The following is a 25,030-nucleotide window of genomic DNA, read 5'->3' on the forward strand; positions in this document are numbered from 1 at the left end:
CCTCAAACAACAGGTATCTCATAAAGAAAACACGAAAGTTATGCAATCCATTGATAAAGAACTAACCAGAGCCGAAGAGCAGATTATGCAAGTGCTTTGGCAGATTGAAAAAGGTTTTGTGAAGGATATACTAGACTACTTGCCCGAACCCAAACCTGCTTACAATACTGTATCAACAATTGTGAGAATTTTGCAAGAAAAAGGATTTGTTAGTCATAAAGCTTACGGCAAGTCGCACGAGTATTTTCCTATAATCAGCAAAGAGCAATATAGTACATTTGCAACCGAAAAGCTGGTAGAAGGATATTTTGAAAATTCGTTTTCAAGCTTATTTTCATTTTTCTCAAAAAAAGGAAAAATAGATATGAAAGAAGCCGATGAGATTTTGAATCTTATCAATAGTATGAAAAAATAGATAGGGTAGTGGGCTGGGCAGTACAAAGATTTTGTTCCTCTAAAAATAACTATCAAAATGGCTGAAATTTCCACCTCCGACAAAAGCCGCACACGGGGCGGTCGCAAATCTACTAGTGTAGACATGACCCCGATGGTTGACTTAGGTTTTCTTTTGATAACCTTTTTCATGCTTACTACCACGCTCTTAAAGCCCGTTACCATGCAATTGAGCATGCCTGTAAAGGAAAACGGCACATCGCCTATTAGGAAGAGTGATGCTCTTACCTTGATTCTGGACAAAAACAACAAGATTTTTTATTATCAAGGGCTAGCCGACGACCCTTCTATCAAGATTCAGCAAACAAATTTTTCTATCAACGGTATTCGGAAAATATTATTTGGGTATCGTGGGCGTATTGGCGATATGTTTTCGGTAGTAATAAAATCTACCGACCAAGCCAAATACAAAAATATGGTAGATCTCCTAGACGAACTTACGATTACCAATAATAAACGTTATGCTATCGTTAATGAATTGACTGATAATGAATTAAATAGAATAGCTTTCCAAGCTCGATAATATTATTCTAAATGCTTAAATCTTGACGCTGATGAACTGGTTGCACTATCTCTTACAAGTGAATCTCTACATGATTCTATTTTATGGATTTTATCATTTTCTATTAAGAAAAGAAACTTTCTTTCACCTCAATCGTGCTTATTTGTTGGCTGCGGCAGCTTTATCATTCTTTATCCCTTCTATTCAGCTAGAAAGCCTTAAAGACTGGTTTGTTACCGAGCAGGTATATCAGACTATCAGTGTTATTTATGACCCAAGTGTATATTATGATAAATCGGAGGCTTTTAGCTTACCAACTTGGAATATTGGTGATTTAATTTCCTTTGCGTATATCATAGGCGTTCTTGTGGGTGTTGGGCGTTTGGGGCTTCAAATGGCCTATTTGGGTAACTTGCTAAGAGATAAAAATCATAAGGGAATCAAAAGTGCTTTTTCATTTTTTAATTTCTTGTTTGTCAGCAAAGATTTAAAAATGCGTGATGTTATTGTCGAGCATGAGTATGTACACATTCGCCAGATTCATTCGGCCGATGTACTTTTTTTTGAGCTAATTGCCATTTTCAACTGGTTTAATCCTGTGGTATTTTTATACAAAAAATCTATTCGTCATATTCATGAATTTATTGCCGACGAAATAGCTAGCCGACGAAAATTGTCGAAAGAGGAATATGCAATGTTGTTATTTAATGAGCAATTTGGCGTAAATATGATTCCTTTAACCAACAATTTTTTCAATGAATCTCTTTTAAAAATTCGGGTTAAAATGTTGTTACAAGAACGTTCCGACGATAAGTCGATGCTGAAATATGGCTTAGTGATTCCGTTATTTTTGTTGATGGTGGTAATGTCATCAGCAACAGTAATTGAAACAGAGCAGCTTTCGCAGGAATTGGATAGAATTACAGAAAAGCGAACCGACGAAGCGACCTCCCCAGAGCCTAAAAATACTGGTAGTCAGGTGATTAGCGAAGCAGAGATAGATATTTCGCAGGCTAGTATTATTAGTCCAGCATTGGCTCAGGAGCTAAAACAAGAGAAAGAAAAAGTGTTTTTTGCAGTAGAACGGCAACCCTTATTTAAGGGTGGTATGCCAATGTTTGTCAAATACCTTCAAAAAAACCTAAAGTATCCTCCAAGTGCCGTAAGGGCTAATATTTCTGGTAAAGTGTATGTACAGTTCACGGTAAATCAAGATGGAGGAACAGAAGATTATGGTATTTTGAAGGGTGTTGGGTTTGGCCTCGACGAAGAAGCTATTCGTGTGCTAAAATCCGCTCCAAAATGGATTCCAGGCGTACACAAAGGCAAGACTGTTCGCTGTAGATTTACAGTTCCTATTAATTTTGTTTTATCATAGAAAATAGATTTTTATAGCACCTCAAAATGACTCAGAGCTATACGGATTTTTACAAAAAAGAATAAAATTCTTCGTGAAATCTAGTAGACTGATTAGTATAACTCTGGGTCGTATAATTCCTAGTAATTAGTTCTCGACTGTACAATCAATTCTACCTATTGGGATCATTATAGCTGCTTACTCCATTATTAATCGAATCAACTACTGAGTATACTATCAATAAAACCTTTTCTTCCAAGCCACAAACCTATTTGTCCTCAGCAGAGGATTTTTTTTCAAGTATTATAACTAAAAAATTAGTTAAACTTTTAATTAAATATTTTATGGAAAATCAAACAACATCATTCGACACGTTGGATGAAATCATTTTTGAGCATCGCAACAAACAGTACGGAGCGTATTTACTTCGTACTGAGTATACCAAAATTGTAAAACGAGCTACTATGATAGGCGTATTGACGTTTGGATTGACTTTGGCAACACCTTTGCTATGGGCAATAGAAAAAGAGGGAGGTAAGCAAACCGTAGAAATAGCCCTCACAGATGTAAAACTACCTCCTCCTCCCGAAAAACTACCGATTCCAGAGCCTCCAATGACACCACCAGAGGCTGTGCCTGTAAAAACGATTAAATACAATGTTTTTGAAATTGTACCCGACAACCAAGTCATAGACCTCCCCCCGACACAAGACGAATTGGCTGAAAGCAAGGCCTTTATAGGATCAGAAAATATAGCAGGGGCAGAGGTAGATACGCCTCCTGTAGATATTGATTTGGCCACAACCACACCTATTGCAGAACCCGTAACAGTAGAAAAAACGGTAGAACAACCCTTTTTATCGGCCGAGGTTATGCCAGAGTTTCGTGGTGGTATGAATGCTTTGATAAACTATCTTCAAAAAAACCTTCGCTTTCCAGAGCAAGCCCAACAAGTGGGAGTTAGCGGAAAGGTATATTTACAGTTTGTAGTGGCTACCGATGGGAGTATCTCGCAGTTGAAAGTGATACGAGGCATTGGCTTTGGATGCGACGAAGAAGCTCTGCGAGTAGTGAGTAAAATGCCCAAATGGTTGCCCGGAAAACAGTCGGGGCGAGCCGTGCCAGTTCGTTTTACCTTACCTATTGCATTTCAGGTAGTAGAAGAATAATACTATCATAAAAATAATAGATTCTGATAAACAGCGAGTTGAGTTCTATACTGTTTTTAGTAGTAAGAAAAGTTAGTATATAATTATTTTAATATTATTAATAATTAATAACTTGGTTATTAGGAAATTATGGGAATAATTTTTGAATATTTGCATTAAGTTTATAACTTGAAAGATAAATAAAGTACAATTTATCAAGGTAGCATTCGGAAGGTTATATAGTTTTTTCGATAAAAGAAACAATAAGAATGATTCAGTTGATAGTGTTTTGTCACCTAATTAGGCTTTGTAGTCCTTTAGAAAAACTATGAATAACCCTCCTTGCTTCATACTAAGTTGTGGTGTATCGAAAAACGAGTGTACGGTATTGATTACTTCATAGCCAACTCGTGATTGGTACATAAGCTTACTTCACAAATAGACAATTATTTAGTAGAAATAAATCCTAAAAACTCATTATCAATTATGGCAATTACAAAACAGTATTTGAAATCGAAACCAGTTTGTAAAGTTACGTTTGCAGTTCCTGCTGAGGAAGTAAATGGTGCAAAAGCAGTGAATGTAGTAGGAGAGTTCAATAATTGGGATGCGTCGGCTACTGCCTTGAAAAAACAAAAGGACGGTACATTTAAAGGAACATTAGAGCTTGAAGCAGGTAAAGAATTTCAATTCCGTTATTTGTTAGATAATACGACTTGGACTAACGAGTCGGGTGCTGATAAATTTGTACCGAATGGTATTACAGCCGACGAAAATTCGGTAGTAGTATTGTAAGTAACATTGGAGACACAACTAGCCTTGTATCGTGGTATTATTACTTACAAGGCTAGTAGCTTTTGATTATACCTTTACGATGATTTTTTTGTTGTACATAATCCAAAGAATACCACACCAAAGGCTTACAAGTATAATAGCTCCTGCCAAAGAAGCATTATAAGGGCTTTGGAACAAAGGTACAATCCATGATTTGTACAAATAGACTTGAAGATTTACTTCTTCGCCATCGGCTGTATGTACCTTTATCATTCTAAGAATACGAGGAATCAGGCCCGATAAGAAGAATACTGTGATAGCGTTGACCCCATATACCACAAAGGGTTTTGTCCATTGTTGGTAGCCTTTGATGTCAATAAGCCAATAGAATCCTGCCCAAAAGCAAGTTGCCATACCAGCAGTCCAACACACGTATGAGCTTGTCCACAAGGCTTTATTGATAGGAAACCCTGCACTATCCCAAGCCCATCCTATTAGCATGCCCGTGCATCCAACAAGGAAAAGATTAAGAAGTTTTACAGAAGCTTCTTGGTCTTTTCTTTGCATATATTGCCCTGCCAGCATTCCCCAAATACCATTGCCAATAGCAGGTAAAGTACTGAGCAAGCCTTCAGGATCCCAGACTTTCGCAGCTTTATACAAGTGTGGAATGCCTAAAATAAGTCTGTCGAAATAAGCTCCCAAATTGGTTTCGGCATTTAGATTAGCCGCTCCAGCATCGGGTACTGGCACAAAAGTCATGAGAATATAGTAGAGTATCAAAATACCTATCAGTATCCAGTATTGAACATTTCGTTTAGTAAAAATAAATAGTAAAGAACAACATAAGAAAACAATACTGATACGTTGCAAAACACCCATAATACGTACTACCGATATATCGAATTTGGGGAAAAGCGATAAAAATAAACCTAACCCAAATAGCTTGAGGCTACGTTCAATAATTTTGAGAATGGTTTTAGTATCAGGTTCTTTTCCTTGAAATGCAAATGAAACAGATACCCCCACAATGAATAAGAAGAAAGGAAAAACGAGGTCTGTTGGCGTACAACCATTCCATTCGGCATGCTCTAAAGGCCAATAAATATGCCCCCAGTCGCCAGGATTATTAACCAAAATCATCATGGCAACAGTAATGCCTCTAAAGACATCTAATGATAGTAGTCGTTGTTTCATTATGCTTGTTGTTGAAGTTTTCAAAATAAATCAAATAGCCTTATTACCTAAAGTTTTTTGATATAAAAAAGTAATAGTTTGTGGGTAAATATAATAATTGTAAACAAAACCATAATTCACGAAAAAGCCCACCTAGAGCCACTTAACAATACCCTCCGTAAGGCCTTTTATTAAAGGTAAATCAGGATTTTGGTAGTTTTTCATGGTTTCGGTTCTATCTAACGAGCCTTCTTTCAAAGCATGATTCATCTTCGGAATCATCAGATATTGAGCTTTTGGTGCAGCCTTTTTTAAATTTTGTCCTTCCTGTTCGGCTACTTGAATGTCGGCATCACCTTGAATTATCAAGATTTTGGTTTTGAGTTTGGCTATTTCCTTACTAGGGTCATATTGAAGCCAAGAAATCATATAAGGCTGAACACTCGCTCGAAATAGTTGGGCAATCACCAAGTGCGGCATAAGCTTAGGAATAGTTTGCCCTTTTTTCAAAATACTGAGATACTCAGAAACGGTATTTTTGACCGAATCTGGAAAAGGTTGTGCTTTGATTTGTTGATTGATAACTTCGTCGATACCCTGCGACAAGCCCGCCACTGAAATATAACCGTTTACAGTTACTTTTTGAGCCAATAGCATCCCGATTAATGAGCCTTCTGAGTGTCCCAATATATAGATTTTGCCAAAGCGTTTATCTTTTTTGAGGGTATCCAAAAACTGAGCTGCATCATTGACGCTATCTTCAAACCGCATATCTATTTCTTTAGAAGCCGCCTTCATACTTTTTCCGATACCTCGTTTATCATAGCGTAAGCTAGCAATACCATTTTGGGCAAGAGCCTCGGCTAATAGTTGATACGATTTGGCTTTTACTCCCAAAGGATTGTTTCCGTTGCGGTCGGTTGGCCCTGAGCCTGCTATTATCAAAATTACAGGAATTGGTTTGTGGCTTGGAGGTAACAGTAATGTACCTTCTAAAACACCTCTGGTTTGTGGTAATACAATGATTTGTTCGGTTGCCTGAGCAAAACCATACCAACCTACCAAACATAATATGAATAGTAATAGGTTTTTTTTCATTGGAATAATAGGGGGGCTTACAAAACGGTTAGGTATCTGCATAAGTAGACACAAAGGAACAACGTAATTTTGTGTTAATATTGGCGAAAAAATATACCTATAGAGGATACATATTTCCCCAAAACAGATGGTAGTTTTTGTTAAACAACCTTTTGTTCCTTTGTGCTTTTGGGTAAGTGGGCAAATTACTGATTAAAGGTATGATAACCAATAAAATATAATACTTGACTGATATTTTTTGCTATTTACATCACCAACGTTAAATGTCGCTAGCACGATAGGCTTCAATCAGCTTGAGTTCGCCGTCTTTTCCTTTGATAGAATTGCCGTGTTCCATACCTAGTACAAAGTCACGTCCAGAGGCTTTGGCTTTTTCGTTGATATGTTTGAAAATATTTTTGTAATTCATTTCACCTGTTGTAGGCTCATTGCGGCCTGGTTCATCGCCAATTTGGAAATACCCGATTTCGTCCCAAGTTTGGTTGATGTTATAAATGATATGGCCTTCGTTGCGTTGCATGTGCCACATATCGAACAAGAATTTGCAAGAAGGGCTATTTACAGCTTTACAAATCATAAATGTTTGGTCGGAGTTACGCAAGAATAAGTCAGGGGTATCGCTGAGGGCTTCCAAAACCATGACCAATCCATGAGGCTCGAAAATATCGCAAGCTCGGCGTAAAGATTCAATAACATGGGCTGTTTGGATACCTATTGGTAGGTTTCTTTCAAAATTGCCAGGTACTACAGTCATCCATTTGGCATTACAGCGTTTGGCAACTTCTACGGCTTCTTTACAGGTGGCCAAAAATTTATCTCTCCATTCTTTGCTACCACTCGTAAGACTTGTTTTAAGTGGCCAATTGTCAAAATTCACCACAAATACTCCCATAGTCATGTCGAGTTTACTGAGGGTATCGCCAATTTTTTTTTGCAATTCAGGCGATTTACCCATCATGCCATTGTCTTCTAATGCTCTAAAACCTATTTCGTGCATAAATTTGAGCTGGTCGATAGGGTCTTTTCCTGCCGAGTTCTCGAACATTCCAAAATGAGGAGCATACTTGAGTTTGAAGGGGGCTTGTGGGATATTAGGTTGGGCATGTACCAATGAGCCACTTAGGGCCGAAACACTTGCACCAACCATAAGGTTTTTTGCAAAATCTCTTCTTTGCATTGTATTGAGGTAGTTAAATGGTTGAATATTTAATGCCCCAATATACATATTTTCAGCTTGATAATAGAGTGGTTTTGTAGGGGAATAATAAAACATGAGCCATCCCAAATTGAGTAAATGAGTAATTATTTTAAAATCATATTCAAAAATAATCACTCATTTGCTCCATCACTAAATGAAGAAGGGTTTAGTTTGTTTTTACACGATTGGCTTCTGATTCAGAGCCTGTGCTTCTATTGCGGCTAGCTTTGAGCTTTTGGTTGCCAAATGAATAGCTAAATGATAATCGAACATTTCGCGACCCTTCACGGTTCGAGTATCCTAAATCAATATCTTGGTATTTAATAAATCCTTTGGCTTTTTCGGTATAAAAGATATCGCTAAAATTAAGGGAAATCTTGCCTTTGCCATCAAGCACTTTTTGTTGAAGGCCAAGGGTTAAAGCTCCCATTGGATTGATTGTCCAGAACTGTTGTTGCGAGCGAGTAATATACCAGCCGTTGAGTTCGACACTCAGGTTTTTTACCATTTTGATATTTACATTGAAATATGCCAGCCAGTTTACCCTCGATTCATCAAAAACGCCACCCAAGTAATTAGCATTATAGGCATTGTAAATCAATTGATTACCGCCATATCCAGAAATATTTTTGCCAAATTTAATCGGAAAATTAAGCTCTACAAAATAGTTTTTGTAAGTGGCTAAGTTCTCGACAGTGGTAAAAGTTTGTTTGGTTTCTAGGTTTTGTTGTGGTGCATTTTCAATAATAACATCGGTGGTTTTGTTGTAGCCCAATGCAAAAAACGGCTGACCATCATAAGTTACTTGTAATTTTATTTCATTGGTTAATTGTGGTCTTAGCAAGGGGTTGCCTCGTGTAAAAGTTAGTGAGTCTAACTGAAACTCAAACGGGTTTTGTTGTTGATAGCTTGGACGGTCGATTCTTCGGGTAAAAGAAGTTGTAACCGATATGTTCTTATTGATTTTTCGGGTCAGAAATACACTTGGAAAATATTGCCAGTAGTTTCTGTCCAATACATTTTTGTTTTCGGCCTGACTAAATCCAGTCGCAACAGTTTGTTCTGCCCTCAACCCAGCCTGTATTTCCCAGCTAATACCTAGCTTGTTATTGTAGTTCATATACAAAGCATTGATATTTTCTTTATAGTTAAAAATATTGCTACGTTTGTTGTCCAAAACATTGGCTCTAAAAAAGCGGAGGTCGTTATCAATGGTTGCAAAACTAACCTTTCCACCTGCTTCAAACTTGCTATTCGGGTTGATTGGATGTGTATAGTCTACCTTGCTAGTAAAAAAATGAACAGGGTTATTCACACTCTGTAGGTTGCTTCGTTCTACCCCGTTGTCGATAGTTGTAATTGTACTTTGGTTATTCAAGCGGTAATTTACGTAGTCAAAGTCTACATTGAGTTCACGGCCAGTTGTATCAAAAGTATGCTTCCAGTTGATATTGTACCCTACATTCGAGCGTTTGATAGGTTGAGTAATAAGGGTATTGAATCGGTTAATGATTTCGCCACTGGCTACCGAAGTTACATCGGTAGTACCGTTGCTAGTACCATTACCATTGCGGTCGAATCCAGTAATAAGTAGCCCAAACGTATTTTTTTTATCGGCATAAAAATCTATCCCGGCTCTTGCATTATGCACTTCAGCCCATTCTGGATTCATGGTTGTATTGACAAAAAAGTCAGAGCCGAGGGTTCTTGAAATTTTGCTAATCTGGAAAAACGTTCTTTTTGAATAGGTATAACTTCCAAAAATATTGAGTTTTCCCTTGCGGTGGTTGATAGAAATATTGGGCGAAATCCCCCCGAAAGCATCGTTGGCACTGCGGTTTACTTCAGTATTATTATAGAGTCCTCCACGCAAATTAAGTGAAATAGAGCCATTTGTACCCAAATTGGCATTGCGTTTCATGATAATATTGATGATTGCTCCGCCCGAAGCATCGTATCGAGCCGAAGGGTTTTTAATAACTTCAATTTTCTCGATATTGTTGCTAGGCATATCCTTTAGTACTTGGTTCATATCGGTATACTGCGAAGGCTTTCCATCTATCATAATCGACACCGAAGCCTTGCCTGCAATAGCAATACGGTCTTGGGTCATAATCAAGCCTGGTACTTTTTGTAGCACCTCCAAAGCCGTACTTCCTGCCGAAGCAGGGCTATTGGCCACGTTTACAATTAATTTGTCTACTCGTTGTTCTAAAAATGGTTTTTGTGCAGTAACAGTAACTTCATCGAGTTGTTTGGTGTTGGTGGTTAAAATAATCGTAGGAACAACAACATCTTCATTTTGTAGAGCAAAAGGCTGCGAAAAAGTTCTGCTATAACCCACCATCGAAATAGCAATAAGATATTGTCCTTTGGCAATTTTCTCGAAGGTGTATTCTCCCGAAACATTGGTAAGATTGGCTTTTACCATAGATGAATCTTTGGCGTGTAGTAGCGCTACAGTGGCAAATTCGGCAGCTTGATTTTTTTCGTCAATGGCTTTACCAGTAATGCTGTGTTGGGCTGTTATTTGCCAGCTAATAAAAAGGCTAGATAGTAAGATAATGAATGTTTTCATAAATGAGGTAGAATCCAGATGTGGATTGGTTTATTATTGATAATGGGCAGATGCCTATTTGAGGTGTGAAGTTGCACAGGAAAGGGTATTTTTTTTTCTGAAAATCGGTGAGCGGTGAATCAAAAAGGATAAAAGGCTATTTTGGGCAGAAAATTAAAGCATTTCGGCGAACAGAATTAAATAAAAGTCTGTTACCCTATAGAACTTGTAGAATGAATATTTATCTTTGTCGCTATTACACGACAACAAAATGCTAAAATCATGAATTTAAAAAGAATATATGCTGTTGCGGCCTCTGTTTTACTAGGTTTTGGAGTGAATGCTCAGACATCGACCCCGCAGTCGGGAGTATGGCGAGGAACTTTTGCTGTTTTTGGAGGGCAAGAGTCGCCTTTTAATTTCGAGCTTAAAGGCAAAAATGCCTATTTACTCAATGCTTCAGAAAGGTTTGAAATTAAGGGTGTTACCCAAAAGGGAGATTCATTGTTTTTTCCTATAGAAATATACGATGCTGTTTTGGCTGCCAAAATAGAAAGCCCTACTAGCCTTTCGGGGGTATTAAAGAAAGCCAATTCGCCAGTGGTGATTCCTTTTAAGGCAAAACATGGTAGCCGTTATCGCTTTTTTGAAAAACCTGCACCAGCTCAAGTAAACTTGGGAGGTAAATGGGAGGTATATATGGGCAATTCTACCAATCCAGTGATTGGTGTTTTTGAACAAAACGGGCAAAAAGTAACAGGTACATTTCTTTCAAAAACAGGCGACTACCGTTATTATGAAGGTAATGTTCAAGGCAATGAATTCTATCTGTCGGCATTTAGTGGTTCTAGCCCTGCTTTGATAAAGGGTAAAATAGAAGGTGACCAATTAGTAGGTGAAACCATCAGCTTTGGTGGCTCGCGACCTGTCAAGGCTACACGCAACGAAAAAATAGAGTTGCCAGATGCCTATTCGTTGACCAAAATTAAGGATGGAACAAAGTTTGACTTTACTTTTCCAGATGCCTTTACAGGAAAAAATGTTTCTTTGCAAGACGACAAATACAAAGGTAAAGTGGTGATTGTAACCATTTTGGGTAGTTGGTGTCCAAACTGTATCGACGAAGCGTCCTATTTGTCGCCTTGGTACAAAGCCAACAAAAACCGTGGTGTCGAAATCATAGGACTATCGTTTGAAAGAAAAAATGATCCTGCTTTTGCCAAAACAAGATTAGAGGCACTCAAAAAACGATTTGGAATAGAATATGATATATTGTTTGCAGGTTTGGCCGATACAAAATATGCGTCATCGGTATTGCCAGCCTTATCGGAAGTAATGTCGTTTCCGACTACTATTATTGTAGATAAAAGTGGTAATGTTGCCAAAATTCATACAGGTTATTCTGGCCCAGCTACAGGTAAATACTATGATGAGTTTGTGAAAGAATTTAATCACGATATTGACGAGCTTGTAAAAGCCAACCTTCCTACAGGAAAATAAGTAGTATCAGCAGGCACAAAGTAGCAAAGGATTTACTTTGTGCCTGTAAATATTCAGCGGTTAGTTTTGTTTCTTTTTATCAATAATAGCACCAGTAGCAGCACCTGCCCCAGCCCCTAGTACACCACCGATTACAGCACCTGCACCACGGTTACGCTTATTTACAATAGCACCCGTTACAGCACCCACACCTGCACCAATGATTGCCCCTTTGGCAACAGTACTCATTTTCTTCTTTTTAGCTTTTGCTGGCGTATTGGCTACTGGAGTAGACGTAGCAGCTTTTTCATCGCTTTTATAACCAACAGCATTTGCTCCTGTGACTTTTGACGATGTACTAGCCTGCTCTGTAATAGCTTTCTCCGACGATTCTTGTTGAATAAGAGCTTGATTTTTCATCGAGTCGATTACTGCCTGTTTGGTAGCTTGCAATTGACTTTGCATTTTCATCGAATCGATTACGGCTTGTTTAGCCAATTGAATATCAGCTTCCGAATTGGATTTGTTTTGGCATGCAGCCAGATAAAACATGGCTGTAAATAATATCAACAACTTTTTCATATTTGTAAGGGATTTAATAAAGCGTACAAAGATACGTCCGATAGATTACTAAAAGAACGAAAATAGCTGGGGTTTGGGTTTTTAAATATTGAACTTTTGAGTAAACGGTTGGATAAATATTGTACTAATAGTGCCATTGAAGTTATTGATGACAAAATATTGTGCTGTATTTGAGGTAGTTAATGTTGTGTTGAAAAAGTGTGTGTAAGAAAAATAATCACGAAACTAGATATTATAGCGAAAGAATTTACCGCCACCCCAATAACATGATCGGATGGCGGTAAAGAATATACTCCTCTTATTTTCGCTTGAGTGTCATCAAATATTCAACAAGGTCGACCAACTCTTGTTGGGTCATACCGTCGGCTAGTCCTGTTGGCATCATCGAATTGGTTTGCATTTTCATCGATTTTACGGCACTGGTTTTTAGATTTTGAACAATACCTCCAGGCATTTTCAAAATAATATCCGTTTCGGTTTTTGAAGAGATAATCCCATTTAGTACTGTTCCATCTTTCATTTTGAGTTCCCAACCTTCGTAGCCAAAGCTGATACCAGCATCTGGATGAAGAATGGCTAAATACTGTCCTTCTTTCGGAAACTTATTGCCTATTTCTGAAAGTTTAGGGCCAAAGTCCATGCCTTCACCATTGACCTGATGACATACCGAACAGTTATTAGCAAATACCTGAAGCCCATTTTTGGCATCGCCCTTCAGGGTAATAAGTTCAGAAACAGGAGCCAGCTTTTTGTTGCTGCCCGAAGCCGTATTGCCTAAATATTGGGCAGCTTCCAAGCGAACGGAACGTCGCCAAGCTTTGCTAACACCCTCGACAGCTACGGGAATAAGGTCTTTTTTGATTTTACCTTCTTTTAAAAGTTTCAAAACAAGGTCTTCGCCACTACCACTACCACCTAAAAAACGTGTAGCTTCACGACGAATATTACTTGTGTATTGTTTGCCAAATATTACCTCTTGAAGTAAATCCAACTGTGTTTTTCCACCCGACCAACGAATCGAACCTAATACTTTGATAGCCAATTCTTCTTGTTTAGGGTTGTTAACAATGCTTTTAGCTAAGGCAATACCTGCTGGCGATTTGAATAGGACATTACCAGCATCACGGCTATTTTCTCCTTTTTCGATAATTTTGATAAGCCGAGCGTTTTCCTCGGGTAATAAATATTTCTCTTGGAGCTGAATAAACTCTTTATCGCTGAGCCCTGCCAATAGTTTTTTCAAAGCATCCTTTGCTAGGGCAGAGGTTTTTACAAAATCAGCATCTAAGTGGCTCAAAGCTAGTTTGTTGATTTGGGTTTGTTCGGTACTATTACCTTTTAGCATATCGAGCAAAGCATCCGATTTGTTTTTACCTTTTACAAAATCAAATGCACGGAAATACCTCAAACGGTTTTTCAAATCTACAGAAGCATCAGTGGCCAATGAAGCCAAAAGACGCACAGAACTTTCTCCACGAGAACGCCAAACAATATCTCTGCCTGCCAAACTAGCATTGGGGTTTTGGACTAATCCCAAATAAGCCTTAAAGCAAGCATCCCAGTTTTCGTCGGCACCAATACCCAACGCCTCCAAATACCAACGGTCTTTGCCATCGTGCCGACTGGCCAACTGAGCCCAAAGAGCAGGAGCTTCTGGCGATTTGCTGAGATGCAAAGCAATAGCACATTCACGACGAACCTGTGGGTCGGTATCATTGACAAGGTTTTTGACATAGCCAATAACATCTAGTTTGAGTTGTCTTGCAGCACGCAAAGCTGTAATACGAATATCTGGATTAGCATCTTTGATGGCAATATCGACATACTTTTTGCCATCAAAGATTTTACTCAAAGCCCAAAAAGCTCTAGCCTTCATGCGTGGGTTGGGGCTATTCCATAATTGGAGTAAGGCAGGCTCGGCTGTTTTTCCTAATTTTTCGAGGGCTTGCCATGCCAAATAGCGTGTAGCTAAATTGGGGTTTTGTAAAGCTGTAACAGCACCTTCGGGTGTTGTCAGGTTCTGAGATAGAATATTATAGGCTGTTTTTGGCGGAGCAATACGGTAAATACGCCCCCGTGTTTGGTCGCCCGATTGGTGGCCACCTACGCCTGGGTCGTACCAATCAGCCACAATCAGCGAACCGTCTGGTGCTACACAAACATCGGCAGGACGAAACCATTGGTCTTTTTCATTTTTCATGATATTGACAATTTCGGCCGAATAGCCAGCACCCTCTTTTTTGACAGGATATGAACGCACAACATTATGCCCAGGCTCGCAGTGAATCATCTGGCCTTGAAAAGCCGCAGGAAGTAAGTGTCCTTCGTACACAATCATACCCGTAGGCGAACCCGAGCCAGTTTGCAAAAGATTAGGAATTGTGCCTGGGTCGTTCAAATGCCAGTGTCTTCTGGGAATGTCTTCTTCCATATTGGTACGTGGATAGCTCCAATAAGCCCTACTAAGTTGGTCTTTGTAGCCATAATTGCCGTATTCCATCACAAAATTGATACGAACACCCTTATTGCCATCGTCATCGTTGTCTGACTGCCAAAGTGTACCATACGAATCAACGGCTACTTCATAGTTATTTCTAAAATTTTGTCCTAAGCATTCTACCTCCGAGCCATCAATATTACAGCGAAAAACCATGCCTTCTTGGTAGTTTTTAGGTGAAATTTCTCTACCAAACTGGTCTTTAATAATATTACCAGCTGCATCTTTGAGTTGTCGACCTTCGTTACCAAAATTGAAATACAGCTTTCCATCAGGCCCAAAAACGAAAGTGTGCATACCGTGGTCGTGCTGTTCGCCTTCTATGCCTTGAAATAGGATTTCCTTTTTATCGGCTTTATCGTCGCCATTGGTATCTGTAAATTTCCAGACATAAGGGCTTTGCGATACTAATACTACATTGCCCAATACCGCAATTCCTAGCGGAGCATTGATTTCGGGGCCTTGATAAAACACCTTACTTTCGTCGGCTTTCCCATCTCCATTTTTATCTTCAAGAATAACAATGCGGTCGCCTTCTTTGTGTGTAGGGTTTCCGTTGATAGATGGGCGATAATTATAGGCTTCCAAAACCCAAACACGTCCACGAGCATCAACATCTATATCGGTAGGGTTAATAAGCATTGGCTCAGTAGCAAATGTAGTTACTTCAAGGCCGTCGGCCATTTTTAGCCCTGCCAAAGCATTTTGAGGTAATCTTTTTTGTTCTTCAGTAATAAGAGAATCAACATAGTTATTGATAAATCGACTGCTTGGTGTGTATTGGTATGCTGTTGTAAGCAACGCAGCACCCAATAAAACCGCAGGAATAGCAAGGCGAGCCTTGTTGGAAAGTCGGTTAATCATAAGGATATTAAAGGGTTTGTAATTAATTAGAGGGAACTCGTACGTTATTTAGGTTAAAGCGTTTGTTGAAGGATATGTACTCGTTTTCTATGGAAAAGATTTTATAGAAAAGTACTATTCAAAGATAGATAGGAGGGTGTAAAAATGTATGAGTCTTTATCATGCTATTACTTGTTGAGGTAGTAATACAACAACAAGTAATAGCGATAGTGTTACCAGTCGAGATGGCCTGTACTTTTGTATTGTTCCAATGCTTTTTTGATTTCAGCAATTCGGTGGTCGGGGTCGGGGTGGCTACTCTGAAATTCGGAGGTGCGGTTAGAGCCGGCCGCTTCTTTCAACACCTCCATAACATCTATCATCTGCTGAGGGGCGTAACCTGCCTCAATCATGTATTTCACCCCAAATTTATCGGCTTCTAATTCGTCGCTTCTCCCGTATTTGAGGGTTATCATTTTGCCAACATATTGGGCAATAGCCGCAGCGTTGTTTTGGTTGTAAGGGTCTGAAGTAGCTGTTACTGCAGCCGACAATAGGCCGTTGGTAAGTTCATCTTTGGCCATTTGTTGTGCCGAATGACGACCAATCACATGACCCACTTCATGTCCTAATACACCCGCGAGTTGGTCTTCAGTAGTGAGTTTTTTTAGTAAACCATAAGTAATAAAAATTTGGCCACCAGGCAAAGCAAAGGCATTGATGGTATTTGGGTCGGCCAGTAGGTAAAAGTTAAACTGATAGGGCGATTTGGCGGCCTCCGAGTTGCTGACTACCTTGAGCCCCACTGTTTTTACCAAATCTTGTAACTTTTGGTTCTGGTATAGTCCACCAAATTCTGCTGCCATCTGAGGTGCCGATTGCAAGCCCATCGACACTTCCTGTTGTGGAGTCATAGTAACGGCTTGTTTTTTGCCCGTAACGGGATTTACCTGCATTTTTGAAAAATACGAAAAAACGGAAACCACAGCCAAAACAAGCCCCACCAATAACCTAGAGCGAAAACTTCCTTGATTCATAAAGCTTTAATAATGAAAAATGAATAACCAAAAAAAGAAAAGTAAACTTCTTCACGGATTTGAGACTGAAATAGGTTTGAACAGCTACAAGGATAAGCGTTGAAAAATAACTGAGCCTCCCTATTATCTTACAAAATCCTGATACCAAATTCCTTGGCAGAAGAAATTTAGTAAACTCTTTACATCTTTCAAAATACAATCATAAAGCTAGCCGATGTTAAATTATGTTAAATCTTGTACTAGCTAATGGTTTTAGCCGTTGAAAGTGAGAAATTTGGAATATTGGTTGCCAAAAACTGAAAAATACCTTCCGAAGCTCAACTAATAACCAAGAACTTAACTTTCAAACTCAAAACTTTTTCGTAAATTTGCATCCTTATGCGAAAACAATTTTTATTATTCATATTTTTTGCCTTTGCCCTTACAGCTTGTAGCAAATTTGAAAAAGTCAGAAAGCTTACTGACGAAAAGAAAAAGTATGCAGCAGCTATAGAGTTTTATAAAAAAGGTGAATACGATAAGGCAGGGATTCTTTTTGAAGAACTTCTCCCTTCGCTTACAGGAACCGACCAACAAGAGCTTGTGACTTTTTATCAGGCTTATTGCGACTACCATACAGGTAATTTTGAAATGGCTAATTTCCGTTTCAAAAGGTTTGCCGAAACCTTTGCTCGTAGCGAATACGTAGAAGAAGCGGTGTATATGTCGGCTTATTCGTTGTATAAAAATTCGCCTAATTATAACCTCGATCAAAGTGGTACTTTGACGGCTATCAACGAGTTACAGAGCTTTATCAATAATTATCCAGATAGTAAATTTCGTACAGAAACATCGGATTTGATTAAAGATTTGCGTAAGAAATTAGAACGTAAAGCTTACGAAAAAGCCAAATTATATTACAAAACAAGTCCATTCAATATAGCTTCTCTAAAATCGTCGGTAATTGAAATTGGAAACTTCCAAAAAGATTATCCCGATTCTGATTACAGCGAAGAAATGGCCTACTTAAAAGTTTTGGCTCAGTATGATTTAGCTGTAAGTACTATCGAATCAAAGCAAAGAGAACGCTACGACGATGCTATTAAGTTTTATCAAGAGTTTGTAGACAAATATCCGAAAAGTGATTTCTTGAAAAAAGCGGAGAAATTCTACGATACAAGTATCAAAGAAAGCGAGCGTTTGGCTAAATTAGAAGAAGAATACAAAAAAGCTCTAGAAAAGCAAAAATCAAATACATCAAAAGTGGGTGCTGCTGAAAATCAGAAATAAACTTTTGAACCCTTTTTATCATTGTATAGTTAAGTTTGAATTACAATCCGATTCATTCAGTATATAAATAGAATCAAAAATATGGCAACCAATCCATCAATTATTACCAGAGACGTAGATAAACTTGCTATCAAAGCAGGTGGTAACACATACGAAGCCGTAGCGATTATCTCGAAGCGTGCTAGACAAATTGCTCTTAAAACAAAAGAAGAATTAAATGCTAAATTGGCAGATTTCGCTTCTTCTGTTGATAACTTGGAGGAAATTTTCGAAAACCGTGAGCAAATCGAAATTTCAAAATTCTATGAAAGACTCCCTAAGCCAACTTCTTTGGCTATCGACGAGTTTACAGAAGATAAGTTTACTTACCGTCTTCCAGGTCAAAATGCTAACGAAGAATAGTTTTGACTATTCATGTTGATATTTCTTTTAAAAGGGTCAGATGTATTACATTTGACCCTTTTATTTTTTGTTAATTTGTGCTGAATTTAAAAGTATCAGAGCTATCAAAAGCTTATTGTTGAAAAAGACTATCAAATTTTGAATCATCTAGGAATGCTAGAAAATAAAAAAATCTTATTGGGCGTATCAGGAAGTATTGCTGCTTATAAAATTGCTACGCTGACCCGCTTATTGGTCAAATCAGGTGCAGAAGTAAAAATTGTAATGACTCCTGCGGCTACCGAATTTATTACCCCACTAACCTTGGCAACATTGTCGAAAAACCCCGTTTTGAGTCAGTTTGTAAAAGACCAAACAGGAACTTGGAACAATCATGTAGAGCTAGGCTTATGGGCAGATATTATGCTGATTGCTCCAGCTACAGCTCATACTTTGGCCAAATGTGCCAACGGTATTTGTGACGATTTGCTAACAGCCGTGTATCTTTCGGCCAAATGCCCAGTGATGTTTGCCCCAGCCATGGACTTAGATATGTACAAACATCCAAGTATAATCGAGAATATGGCTAAATTACAGCAATTTGGCAATCAAATACTTCAGGCTGGATATGGCGAATTGGCTAGTGGCTTGGTAGGCGAAGGCCGTATGGCCGAACCCGAAGATCTGCTAGATACCTTGACAAAATATTTTTCCTATAACTCTATCTTAGCTAATAAGAATATCATTATTACGGCAGGGCCAACCCAAGAGGCTATTGACCCCGTTCGGTTTATTAGTAATCATTCGACAGGTAAAATGGGTTATGCAATAGCTAATGTATTGGCCAAAGCAGGTGCAAACGTAACCCTAATTACAGGGCCTACTCACCTAACTAAACCCGATAGCTCAATCAATCTGGTAGGGGTACGGTCTGCACACGAAATGTTTGAGGCTACAAAAGGGTATTTTAGTCAGGCCGATATTATTATTTTGGCTGCCGCTGTTGCCGACTATACACCAACAATCGTGGCTGACAAAAAAATAAAAAAGAAAGAGAGTACGTTTAACATAGAGTTGATAAAAACCGTTGATATTGCCAAAACCTTAGGGCAACAAAAAACACCTACACAAATTATGGTGGGTTTTGCCCTCGAAACCGACAATGAGCTAACTAATGCCTTAGGAAAATTAGAATCGAAGAATCTGGATATGATTGTATTAAATTCGCTGAATGATAAAGGAGCAGGTTTTGGGCATGATACCAATAAAATCAGTATTATCAATAAAGATGGAACAATTATTGATTTTGATTTGAAAAGAAAATCGGATGTAGCCCTCGACATTGTTAAGGCTATCGAACAAGAAATTCAATCAAGGTAAAGTTTGAACCTCAATGGGTATTGGTGATGATATATCGTTATATGATATGCCAATTTTGGCTTATTTAGTTAATACAAATACAATGAAAAAAACAAAACGTGTACTTTTCTTACTATTGTTTATGGCCTCGGGGTGGTTTTATAAGGCTACAGGACAAGAACTTAGCTGCAATGTGTCAATCAATATTGACCAAATTCAGGTAAATGAACAAAGAGGAGCTACCCAAATCTACACAGAAATTCAAAATGTAGTACAGGAGTTTTTGAATAACAGACGTTGGACAAATGATAATTATTCGGCTGAGGAAAAAATTAAATGTTCGTTGGCTATCATTATTACAAAAGCGTCGGCTTCGGGCGACTACGAGGCTAATGCCCGTTTTCAGGTAACTAGGCCAGTTTATGGTACTGCTTACGAAAGCGTATTACTTAATTATGTAGATAAAGGATTTAATTTTAAGTATTTGGCAGGTACGCCGCTCAATTATAACGACAATAACTACTCTGATAATCTTACCCAAATTTTGGCATTTTATGCCTATGTAGCTTTGGCTTTCGACTATGATTCTTTTGCGAAATTAGGAGGTAATAATTTTGCCCAAAAAGCTTTGAATGTTGTAAATGTGGCTCAGAATGCAGGTGGTTCGTGGACAGCTTCTTCCGACATCAGAAGCCGATATTGGTTGGCCGAAAACCTTCTCAACCAACAGCTTCAGGCAATCCGTGAAGGTTCTTATAGTTATCATCGTTTGGCTATGGATACTTTTGTTACTAATGCCGTAGAAAGCAGAAAGCAGATATTGAACTGTTTGAATATAATAAAACAAACCAATGCTAATCGCCCTGGCCAATTGTTGGTACGTTTATTTTTTGAAGCCAAATCGCAAGAATTAGTCAATGTGTTTTCAGATGCTTCACCCGACGAACGCAAAAAGGTGTCGGCTCTGCTATCATCGCTAGACCCCACTAACTCAGAAGCATATCGAAAATTAAGTAAGTAGAAGTTTTAAATAAATACAAGTTAACTTGTTGATAAATAATCACATAATTCATTGGGTAGGCCATATTTCATCAATGTAAAACTTCTTTTGTGAGCCTAACTTGACATAGCTTCAATATAAAACCTATAAGAGTGGATGTAAGTCTGCTCTTTTTTTGTTAAATCGAATAGTAAATACAAAAATGTTTTGGCTCAACTTTCTTTAGTTTATACTATTGTAGCGTATTTTCTACTTGAGAATCAAAGCTAAGACAGACATCGTATTAAGATTTTACAAAAAACAATCTAATTTCTATGAAAAAAATAATTTCTGTAATCGGATTATTAGGTATTTCGGCAGGGCTATTTTGTAGTTTTGATACCCCTAATAAGCAAGCAAAAAATGATTGGGCTTTGCTCCCTTTTACCAAAGTTGACAAAGTGAACCCCGTTTTGACACCTTCCAACCAGCAGGTTTTTCAATGTCCAATTCTCAAAAAAGAAGTTAAATGGGAAGAAAAAGATGTATTTAACCCTGCAGCTGTTGTTAGAAATGGAAAAGTGTATATGGTATATCGTGCCGAAGACAAAATCGGTAAGTATGCAGGTACGTCTCGCCTTGGTTTGGCTATTAGCGACGACGGCCTTCACTTTAAAAAGCAACCTCAGCCCATTTTTTACCCTAGCAACGACACTCAAAAAAAATATGAATGGGAGGGAGGCTGCGAAGACCCTCGTATTGTAGAAAGTCAAGATGGTCGATATATCATGACTTATACTTCTTACGACGGCAAAACTGCTCGGTTACTGTTGGCTACATCAACCGACTTATTGCACTGGCAAAAACACGGTTTAGTATTGGGCGAAGGCAAACACAAAAATACGTGGTCAAAGTCGGGTGCTATTGTAGCCGAACGAAAAGGTAGTAAGATTGTCGCCAAAAAAATCAATGAGCTGTACTGGATGTACTGGGGCGATACCAATTTGTACATGGCTACGTCGCCCGACCTTATTCATTGGACAGCCTTAGAAGATGCCAAAGGAAAGTTGGTAGAGGTACTAAAACCCCGAAAAGGAAAATTTGATAGCCAATTGGTAGAACCTGGCCCATTTGCCCTTTCAACCCCCAAGGGAATAGTGTTGATTTATAATAGTGCCAACAATGGAAAAGATGGGGATAAAAAACTACCTAATATGACTTATAGTGCTGGACAAGCTTTGTTTAATACCCAAAACCCAGCATCATTAAAAGACCGAACTGATACCTACTTTATGACACCCGACAAACCCTACGAAAAAACAGGACAGGTAAATAATGTATGCTTTGTAGAGGGTTTGGTGTATTTCAAGAATCAATGGTTTTTGTATTATGGAACAGCCGATTCAAAAATAGCAGTTGCCGTAAAATAATATTAACCTTCAAACGGAGTTTCGCTGTGGGTAATCATTCTCAAAAACACGCTGAAACTCCGTTTAAATAATAAATCAAGGTAGTTCTTTGCCACAATGTGGACAAAACTTATGACGAGTATGCTGTTTGGTATGAATAGTAATATGCTCGGCAAAACCAGAGGCCAAAATACCCGTAGGCAAAGCAACAATAGCAATCCCCGAAATAGCAATAATACCCCCAAAAAACTTTCCTAAAAGCGTTACAGGATAAATATCGCCATAGCCAATAGACGTAATCGTGGTAACACCCCACCACAAAGTAGCAGGAATACTAGAGAAAACACGAGGCTGAGCAGGGTTTTCTAAATAGAACATTACCGAAGACGAAATCAGAAGCAGAAATAAAATAAACACAAAGCTTAAAATAAGTTCTTCACGTTTTTCTTTTACCACCCCCTCAATAACCCTAAGGGCATGTACATACCTCGAAAACTTAAATAAACGGAATATTCTAAATAATCTTAAAATCCTAATAAGGCCAGTGTCGGAGGTAAAATGAGATAAATAGAATGGTAGAATTGCCAACAAATCAATAATTGCTCCTGCCGAAAGCATATATTTTAGCCTTCCCCAAATAGGGTGTTTGTAACGCTCATTTTCGGTACAAACCCATAGCCTTATGACATATTCAATTGTAAAAAAAACTACTGAAAAATATTCAAAATCAACGAAAATGGTATCAAATTCATGACGGATACTTTTAACAGAATGTAGTACAATCGCTAAGGTATTGAGCGAAATAATACTAAGTAGCAATAGATTGAAAAACCAAGTAATACCACTTTTTTTGCCCCGAGTAACCTCCAGAATCCTATAAATCTTTTGCTTAACAGTATGTTGCATACAATGATTAGGTTTTTAGAAAATATATGTAGTTGGCTATAAATATACCTAATTTACCTTTTTCATCTATCTGTATTATATGAACTGACCAATCTAAAAAGGATACGTCTTTCGAAATATCCTCTTTAGATTCAATTCATATTCTTTATAAGCTCGTTTCTTCGGTCTGAAGTTGTTTTTCGTACAACTCTTTATAAGCACCTTCTTGGGCCATTAGCTCGTTGTGTGTGCCTTGTTCTATGATGTAGCCTTTGTCGAGCATGATAATTTTATCGGCCAATTTTGCCGAAGAAACCCTATGCGAAATAATAACCGAAGTACGACCTTTCATAATATGTTGTAAATTATTCAAAATCTGGTTTTCGGTTTTGGTATCTACCGCCGACAAGCAGTCGTCCAAAATAATAATTTTAGGTTCTTTGGCAATTGCTCTGGCAATCGACAAACGTTGTTTTTGTCCACCCGAAAGGGTAACACCTCTTTCGCCAAGAACAGTATCCATTTGTTCAGGAAAATCCATGATATTTTGGTACAAATCAGCATCTTTGGTAGCCTTAATGATTTGTTCTTCCGACATCTCGGCTGTACCAAAACGCACATTGTTGCGGATACTGTCCGAAAACAAGAAAACATCTTGTGGCACATAGCCAATCTGCCCTCTAAGGCTGTTGACATTCCAGTCTTTAATCGAAATACCATCAACCCAAATACCACCTTTGTTGACATCGTACATACGGCAAAGCAAATTGGCTACCGTACTTTTTCCTGACCCCGTTGTACCTAAGATAGCCACAGATTCGCCCGATTTGATTTGCATATTGAAATCATGCAAAGCCACAATTCCCGAATCGGGATAAGTAAAACGAACATTTTTTATCGTTATATCACCTCGAATATCTTGGGCAATATTTTTTTCAGAAACAATCTCCGATTTAATATTCAAAAACTCATTGATACGTTGTTGAGAAGCCGCCGCACGTTGGATTTGCGAGGTTGTCCAGCCCAAGGCAATCATGGGCCAAGTGAGCATATATACATACATAATAAACTCGGTAATACTTCCAGGCGTAAGTCGGCCTGCCATTACTTCTTGCCCTCCTATATATACAACCAAAACCGAACTAAGACCCGCCAAGATCGAAACCAGAGGCGTAAACAATGAATCCACCTTAACCAAATCGAGTGATTTTTCACGATAAAGGTTTGACTGTTTGGTAAATGCTACTGTTGAAGGTTCTTCTTGTACAAAAGCCTTTAATACCCGAATACCCGAAAAGGCTTCTTGAACAAACGTAGAGATTTTAGACAAATTAGCCTGTATTTCCTCTGATTTTTTGATAATAATTGTATTAACAAAATAGATGCTTCCCGACAAAAAAGGCACAGGCAGCAGTACATACCAAGTAAGTTTGGCATTGACAGAAAGCATGTACCAAATCACCAAAATAAAGACCGAAATAAGGTTGAGGCCATACATCAAGCTTGGCCCAACGTACATCCGTACCTTGCCCACGTCTTCAGAAATACGAGCCATCAAATCGCCAGTATTATTTTTTCGATAAAAGCTCAAAGGTAGAGATTGATAATGGTGATAAATCTCGTTTTTGAGGTCATATTCGATATGCCGAGACATCACAATGAGGGTTTGGCGTACAAAAAATAAAAATACCCCCTTGAGCAAAGCCAAAATCAAAATCAAAGACCCATACAGTAAAATAGAAAAAGCAAAAGTTTCATATACAATAGTTTGTGAACCAAAGCCATCGTACAGAAAATAAAGAGAAATGGTTTCTTTGACTAAATCAAGAGCATATCGCACAATTTGGGCTGGTACAACGCCAAAAAGATTAGAAATAAAAGTAAATAATGTACCTAAGATTAAATACCATTTATATTTGAGAAAATACTTATTGAGATGTTGTAATGCTTTCATGTAAAATAAACCAAAGTAGGATGGCATTAGTTTCACACAAAGGTAATGTATTGCTCAAGATGTATAGGATTTTAGCCTTGATAGGATCAGAAG

The 25,030-nt window shown here is 38.2% G+C and carries 20 protein-coding genes; 11 read left to right on the forward strand and 9 right to left on the reverse strand.

From position 1 onward, the window contains the following. The first annotated feature begins 40 nt into the window (after positions 1-40). The 5 genes from FLEMA_RS73750 to FLEMA_RS73770 all read left to right on the forward strand — a co-directional run bounded on the left by FLEMA_RS73750 (position 41) and on the right by FLEMA_RS73770 (position 4,255). Positions 41-415 carry a BlaI/MecI/CopY family transcriptional regulator gene (locus FLEMA_RS73750; protein ID WP_044173428.1) on the forward strand — a complete coding sequence of 125 codons (375 nt, stop codon included), beginning with the start codon at positions 41-43 and terminating at the stop codon, positions 413-415. A 57-nt stretch (positions 416-472) separates the two neighbouring features. Next, complete coding sequence (locus tag FLEMA_RS73755; protein WP_044173430.1) at positions 473-976, forward strand: ExbD/TolR family protein; 504 nt, start codon at positions 473-475, stop codon at positions 974-976. 31 nt (positions 977-1,007) lie between these two features. Continuing rightward, positions 1,008-2,333: a M56 family metallopeptidase gene (locus tag FLEMA_RS73760; protein ID WP_081681383.1), complete on the forward strand. Its 1,326-nt coding sequence runs from the start codon at positions 1,008-1,010 to the stop codon at positions 2,331-2,333. Positions 2,334-2,656: 323 nt separating this feature from the next. Then, entirely contained in the window at positions 2,657-3,481 is an 825-nt protein-coding gene (locus FLEMA_RS73765) for an energy transducer TonB (protein WP_044173434.1), read from the forward strand. Positions 3,482-3,946: 465 nt separating this feature from the next. Beyond that, on the forward strand, positions 3,947-4,255 hold the full coding sequence (locus FLEMA_RS73770; protein WP_044173436.1) for an isoamylase early set domain-containing protein: 309 nt from the start codon (positions 3,947-3,949) through the stop codon (positions 4,253-4,255). Positions 4,256-4,321: 66 nt separating this feature from the next. Here the strand turns inward: FLEMA_RS73770 and FLEMA_RS0152145 are convergent, their stop codons facing one another. The 4 genes from FLEMA_RS0152145 to FLEMA_RS0152180 all read right to left on the reverse strand — a co-directional run bounded on the left by FLEMA_RS0152145 (position 4,322) and on the right by FLEMA_RS0152180 (position 10,284). Continuing rightward, on the reverse strand, positions 4,322-5,431 hold the full coding sequence (locus tag FLEMA_RS0152145; protein ID WP_026997978.1) for an acyltransferase family protein: 1,110 nt from the start codon (positions 5,429-5,431) through the stop codon (positions 4,322-4,324). A gap of 132 nt (positions 5,432-5,563) precedes the next feature. Next, positions 5,564-6,508 (reverse strand): alpha/beta hydrolase, encoded by a 945-nt coding sequence (locus tag FLEMA_RS0152160; RefSeq protein ID WP_026997979.1) that lies wholly within the window; start codon positions 6,506-6,508, stop codon positions 5,564-5,566. Between the two features lie 259 nt (positions 6,509-6,767). Beyond that, positions 6,768-7,685: a hydroxypyruvate isomerase family protein gene (locus FLEMA_RS0152175; protein ID WP_026997169.1), complete on the reverse strand. Its 918-nt coding sequence runs from the start codon at positions 7,683-7,685 to the stop codon at positions 6,768-6,770. 187 nt (positions 7,686-7,872) lie between these two features. Further along, positions 7,873-10,284: a TonB-dependent receptor gene (locus tag FLEMA_RS0152180; RefSeq protein WP_026997170.1), complete on the reverse strand. Its 2,412-nt coding sequence runs from the start codon at positions 10,282-10,284 to the stop codon at positions 7,873-7,875. 261 nt (positions 10,285-10,545) lie between these two features. Between FLEMA_RS0152180 and FLEMA_RS73775 the strand changes: the two genes are divergently transcribed. Then, positions 10,546-11,763: a peroxiredoxin family protein gene (locus FLEMA_RS73775; RefSeq protein ID WP_052354250.1), complete on the forward strand. Its 1,218-nt coding sequence runs from the start codon at positions 10,546-10,548 to the stop codon at positions 11,761-11,763. Positions 11,764-11,823: 60 nt separating this feature from the next. Here the strand turns inward: FLEMA_RS73775 and FLEMA_RS0152230 are convergent, their stop codons facing one another. The 3 genes from FLEMA_RS0152230 to FLEMA_RS0152260 form a co-directional block, all read right to left on the reverse strand. Beyond that, positions 11,824-12,324 (reverse strand): YMGG-like glycine zipper-containing protein, encoded by a 501-nt coding sequence (locus FLEMA_RS0152230; protein ID WP_026997171.1) that lies wholly within the window; start codon positions 12,322-12,324, stop codon positions 11,824-11,826. A gap of 298 nt (positions 12,325-12,622) precedes the next feature. Next, entirely contained in the window at positions 12,623-15,685 is a 3,063-nt protein-coding gene (locus FLEMA_RS0152245) for a PVC-type heme-binding CxxCH protein (RefSeq protein ID WP_044173438.1), read from the reverse strand. Between the two features lie 212 nt (positions 15,686-15,897). Then, on the reverse strand, positions 15,898-16,701 hold the full coding sequence (locus FLEMA_RS0152260) for a M48 family metalloprotease (protein WP_026997981.1): 804 nt from the start codon (positions 16,699-16,701) through the stop codon (positions 15,898-15,900). Positions 16,702-17,079: 378 nt separating this feature from the next. Here FLEMA_RS0152260 and FLEMA_RS73780 point away from each other — a divergent pair, with 378 nt between their 5' ends. From FLEMA_RS73780 to FLEMA_RS73800, 5 genes are all read left to right on the forward strand, one after another. Further along, on the forward strand, positions 17,080-17,970 hold the full coding sequence (locus FLEMA_RS73780; RefSeq protein ID WP_044173440.1) for an outer membrane protein assembly factor BamD: 891 nt from the start codon (positions 17,080-17,082) through the stop codon (positions 17,968-17,970). A gap of 81 nt (positions 17,971-18,051) precedes the next feature. Then, positions 18,052-18,372, forward strand: coding sequence for a DNA-directed RNA polymerase subunit omega (locus tag FLEMA_RS73785; protein ID WP_044173442.1), 321 nt, complete (start codon positions 18,052-18,054; stop codon positions 18,370-18,372). Between the two features lie 153 nt (positions 18,373-18,525). Further along, positions 18,526-19,731: a bifunctional phosphopantothenoylcysteine decarboxylase/phosphopantothenate--cysteine ligase CoaBC gene (coaBC, locus tag FLEMA_RS73790; RefSeq protein ID WP_044173444.1), complete on the forward strand. Its 1,206-nt coding sequence runs from the start codon at positions 18,526-18,528 to the stop codon at positions 19,729-19,731. An 82-nt stretch (positions 19,732-19,813) separates the two neighbouring features. Further along, positions 19,814-20,731: a type IX secretion system protein PorD gene (gene porD, locus FLEMA_RS73795; protein WP_044175196.1), complete on the forward strand. Its 918-nt coding sequence runs from the start codon at positions 19,814-19,816 to the stop codon at positions 20,729-20,731. 293 nt (positions 20,732-21,024) lie between these two features. Continuing rightward, entirely contained in the window at positions 21,025-22,119 is a 1,095-nt protein-coding gene (locus FLEMA_RS73800; protein ID WP_052354252.1) for a glycoside hydrolase family 130 protein, read from the forward strand. Positions 22,120-22,194: 75 nt separating this feature from the next. Here FLEMA_RS73800 and FLEMA_RS0152375 read toward each other — a convergent pair whose 3' ends face one another. Continuing rightward, positions 22,195-23,004 (reverse strand): ion transporter, encoded by an 810-nt coding sequence (locus FLEMA_RS0152375; protein WP_026997176.1) that lies wholly within the window; start codon positions 23,002-23,004, stop codon positions 22,195-22,197. Between the two features lie 145 nt (positions 23,005-23,149). Further along, positions 23,150-24,937, reverse strand: a complete 1,788-nt coding sequence (locus FLEMA_RS0152385; RefSeq protein ID WP_026997982.1) for an ABC transporter ATP-binding protein — start codon at positions 24,935-24,937, stop codon at positions 23,150-23,152. Between the last annotated feature and the right edge of the window lie 93 nt (positions 24,938-25,030).

The organism is Flectobacillus major DSM 103 (assembly GCF_000427405.1).
GTDB lineage: Bacteria > Bacteroidota > Bacteroidia > Cytophagales > Spirosomataceae > Flectobacillus > Flectobacillus major.

What these genes read in the sequence shown, in the direction of transcription:
- FLEMA_RS73750 (WP_044173428.1), top strand. Translation starts at nt 41, where the DNA reads ATGCAATCCATTGATAAAGAACTAACCAGAGCCGAAGAGCAGATTATG.
- FLEMA_RS73755 (WP_044173430.1), top strand. Translation starts at nt 473, where the DNA reads ATGGCTGAAATTTCCACCTCCGACAAAAGCCGCACACGGGGCGGTCGC.
- FLEMA_RS73760 (WP_081681383.1), top strand. Translation starts at nt 1,008, where the DNA reads ATGAACTGGTTGCACTATCTCTTACAAGTGAATCTCTACATGATTCTA.
- FLEMA_RS73765 (WP_044173434.1), top strand. Translation starts at nt 2,657, where the DNA reads ATGGAAAATCAAACAACATCATTCGACACGTTGGATGAAATCATTTTT.
- FLEMA_RS73770 (WP_044173436.1), top strand. Translation starts at nt 3,947, where the DNA reads ATGGCAATTACAAAACAGTATTTGAAATCGAAACCAGTTTGTAAAGTT.
- FLEMA_RS0152145 (WP_026997978.1), bottom strand. Translation starts at nt 5,431, where the DNA reads ATGAAACAACGACTACTATCATTAGATGTCTTTAGAGGCATTACTGTT.
- FLEMA_RS0152160 (WP_026997979.1), bottom strand. Translation starts at nt 6,508, where the DNA reads ATGAAAAAAAACCTATTACTATTCATATTATGTTTGGTAGGTTGGTAT.
- FLEMA_RS0152175 (WP_026997169.1), bottom strand. Translation starts at nt 7,685, where the DNA reads ATGCAAAGAAGAGATTTTGCAAAAAACCTTATGGTTGGTGCAAGTGTT.
- FLEMA_RS0152180 (WP_026997170.1), bottom strand. Translation starts at nt 10,284, where the DNA reads ATGAAAACATTCATTATCTTACTATCTAGCCTTTTTATTAGCTGGCAA.
- FLEMA_RS73775 (WP_052354250.1), top strand. Translation starts at nt 10,546, where the DNA reads ATGAATTTAAAAAGAATATATGCTGTTGCGGCCTCTGTTTTACTAGGT.
- FLEMA_RS0152230 (WP_026997171.1), bottom strand. Translation starts at nt 12,324, where the DNA reads ATGAAAAAGTTGTTGATATTATTTACAGCCATGTTTTATCTGGCTGCA.
- FLEMA_RS0152245 (WP_044173438.1), bottom strand. Translation starts at nt 15,685, where the DNA reads ATGATTAACCGACTTTCCAACAAGGCTCGCCTTGCTATTCCTGCGGTT.
- FLEMA_RS0152260 (WP_026997981.1), bottom strand. Translation starts at nt 16,701, where the DNA reads ATGAATCAAGGAAGTTTTCGCTCTAGGTTATTGGTGGGGCTTGTTTTG.
- FLEMA_RS73780 (WP_044173440.1), top strand. Translation starts at nt 17,080, where the DNA reads ATGCGAAAACAATTTTTATTATTCATATTTTTTGCCTTTGCCCTTACA.
- FLEMA_RS73785 (WP_044173442.1), top strand. Translation starts at nt 18,052, where the DNA reads ATGGCAACCAATCCATCAATTATTACCAGAGACGTAGATAAACTTGCT.
- coaBC (WP_044173444.1), top strand. Translation starts at nt 18,526, where the DNA reads ATGCTAGAAAATAAAAAAATCTTATTGGGCGTATCAGGAAGTATTGCT.
- porD (WP_044175196.1), top strand. Translation starts at nt 19,814, where the DNA reads ATGAAAAAAACAAAACGTGTACTTTTCTTACTATTGTTTATGGCCTCG.
- FLEMA_RS73800 (WP_052354252.1), top strand. Translation starts at nt 21,025, where the DNA reads ATGAAAAAAATAATTTCTGTAATCGGATTATTAGGTATTTCGGCAGGG.
- FLEMA_RS0152375 (WP_026997176.1), bottom strand. Translation starts at nt 23,004, where the DNA reads ATGCAACATACTGTTAAGCAAAAGATTTATAGGATTCTGGAGGTTACT.
- FLEMA_RS0152385 (WP_026997982.1), bottom strand. Translation starts at nt 24,937, where the DNA reads ATGAAAGCATTACAACATCTCAATAAGTATTTTCTCAAATATAAATGG.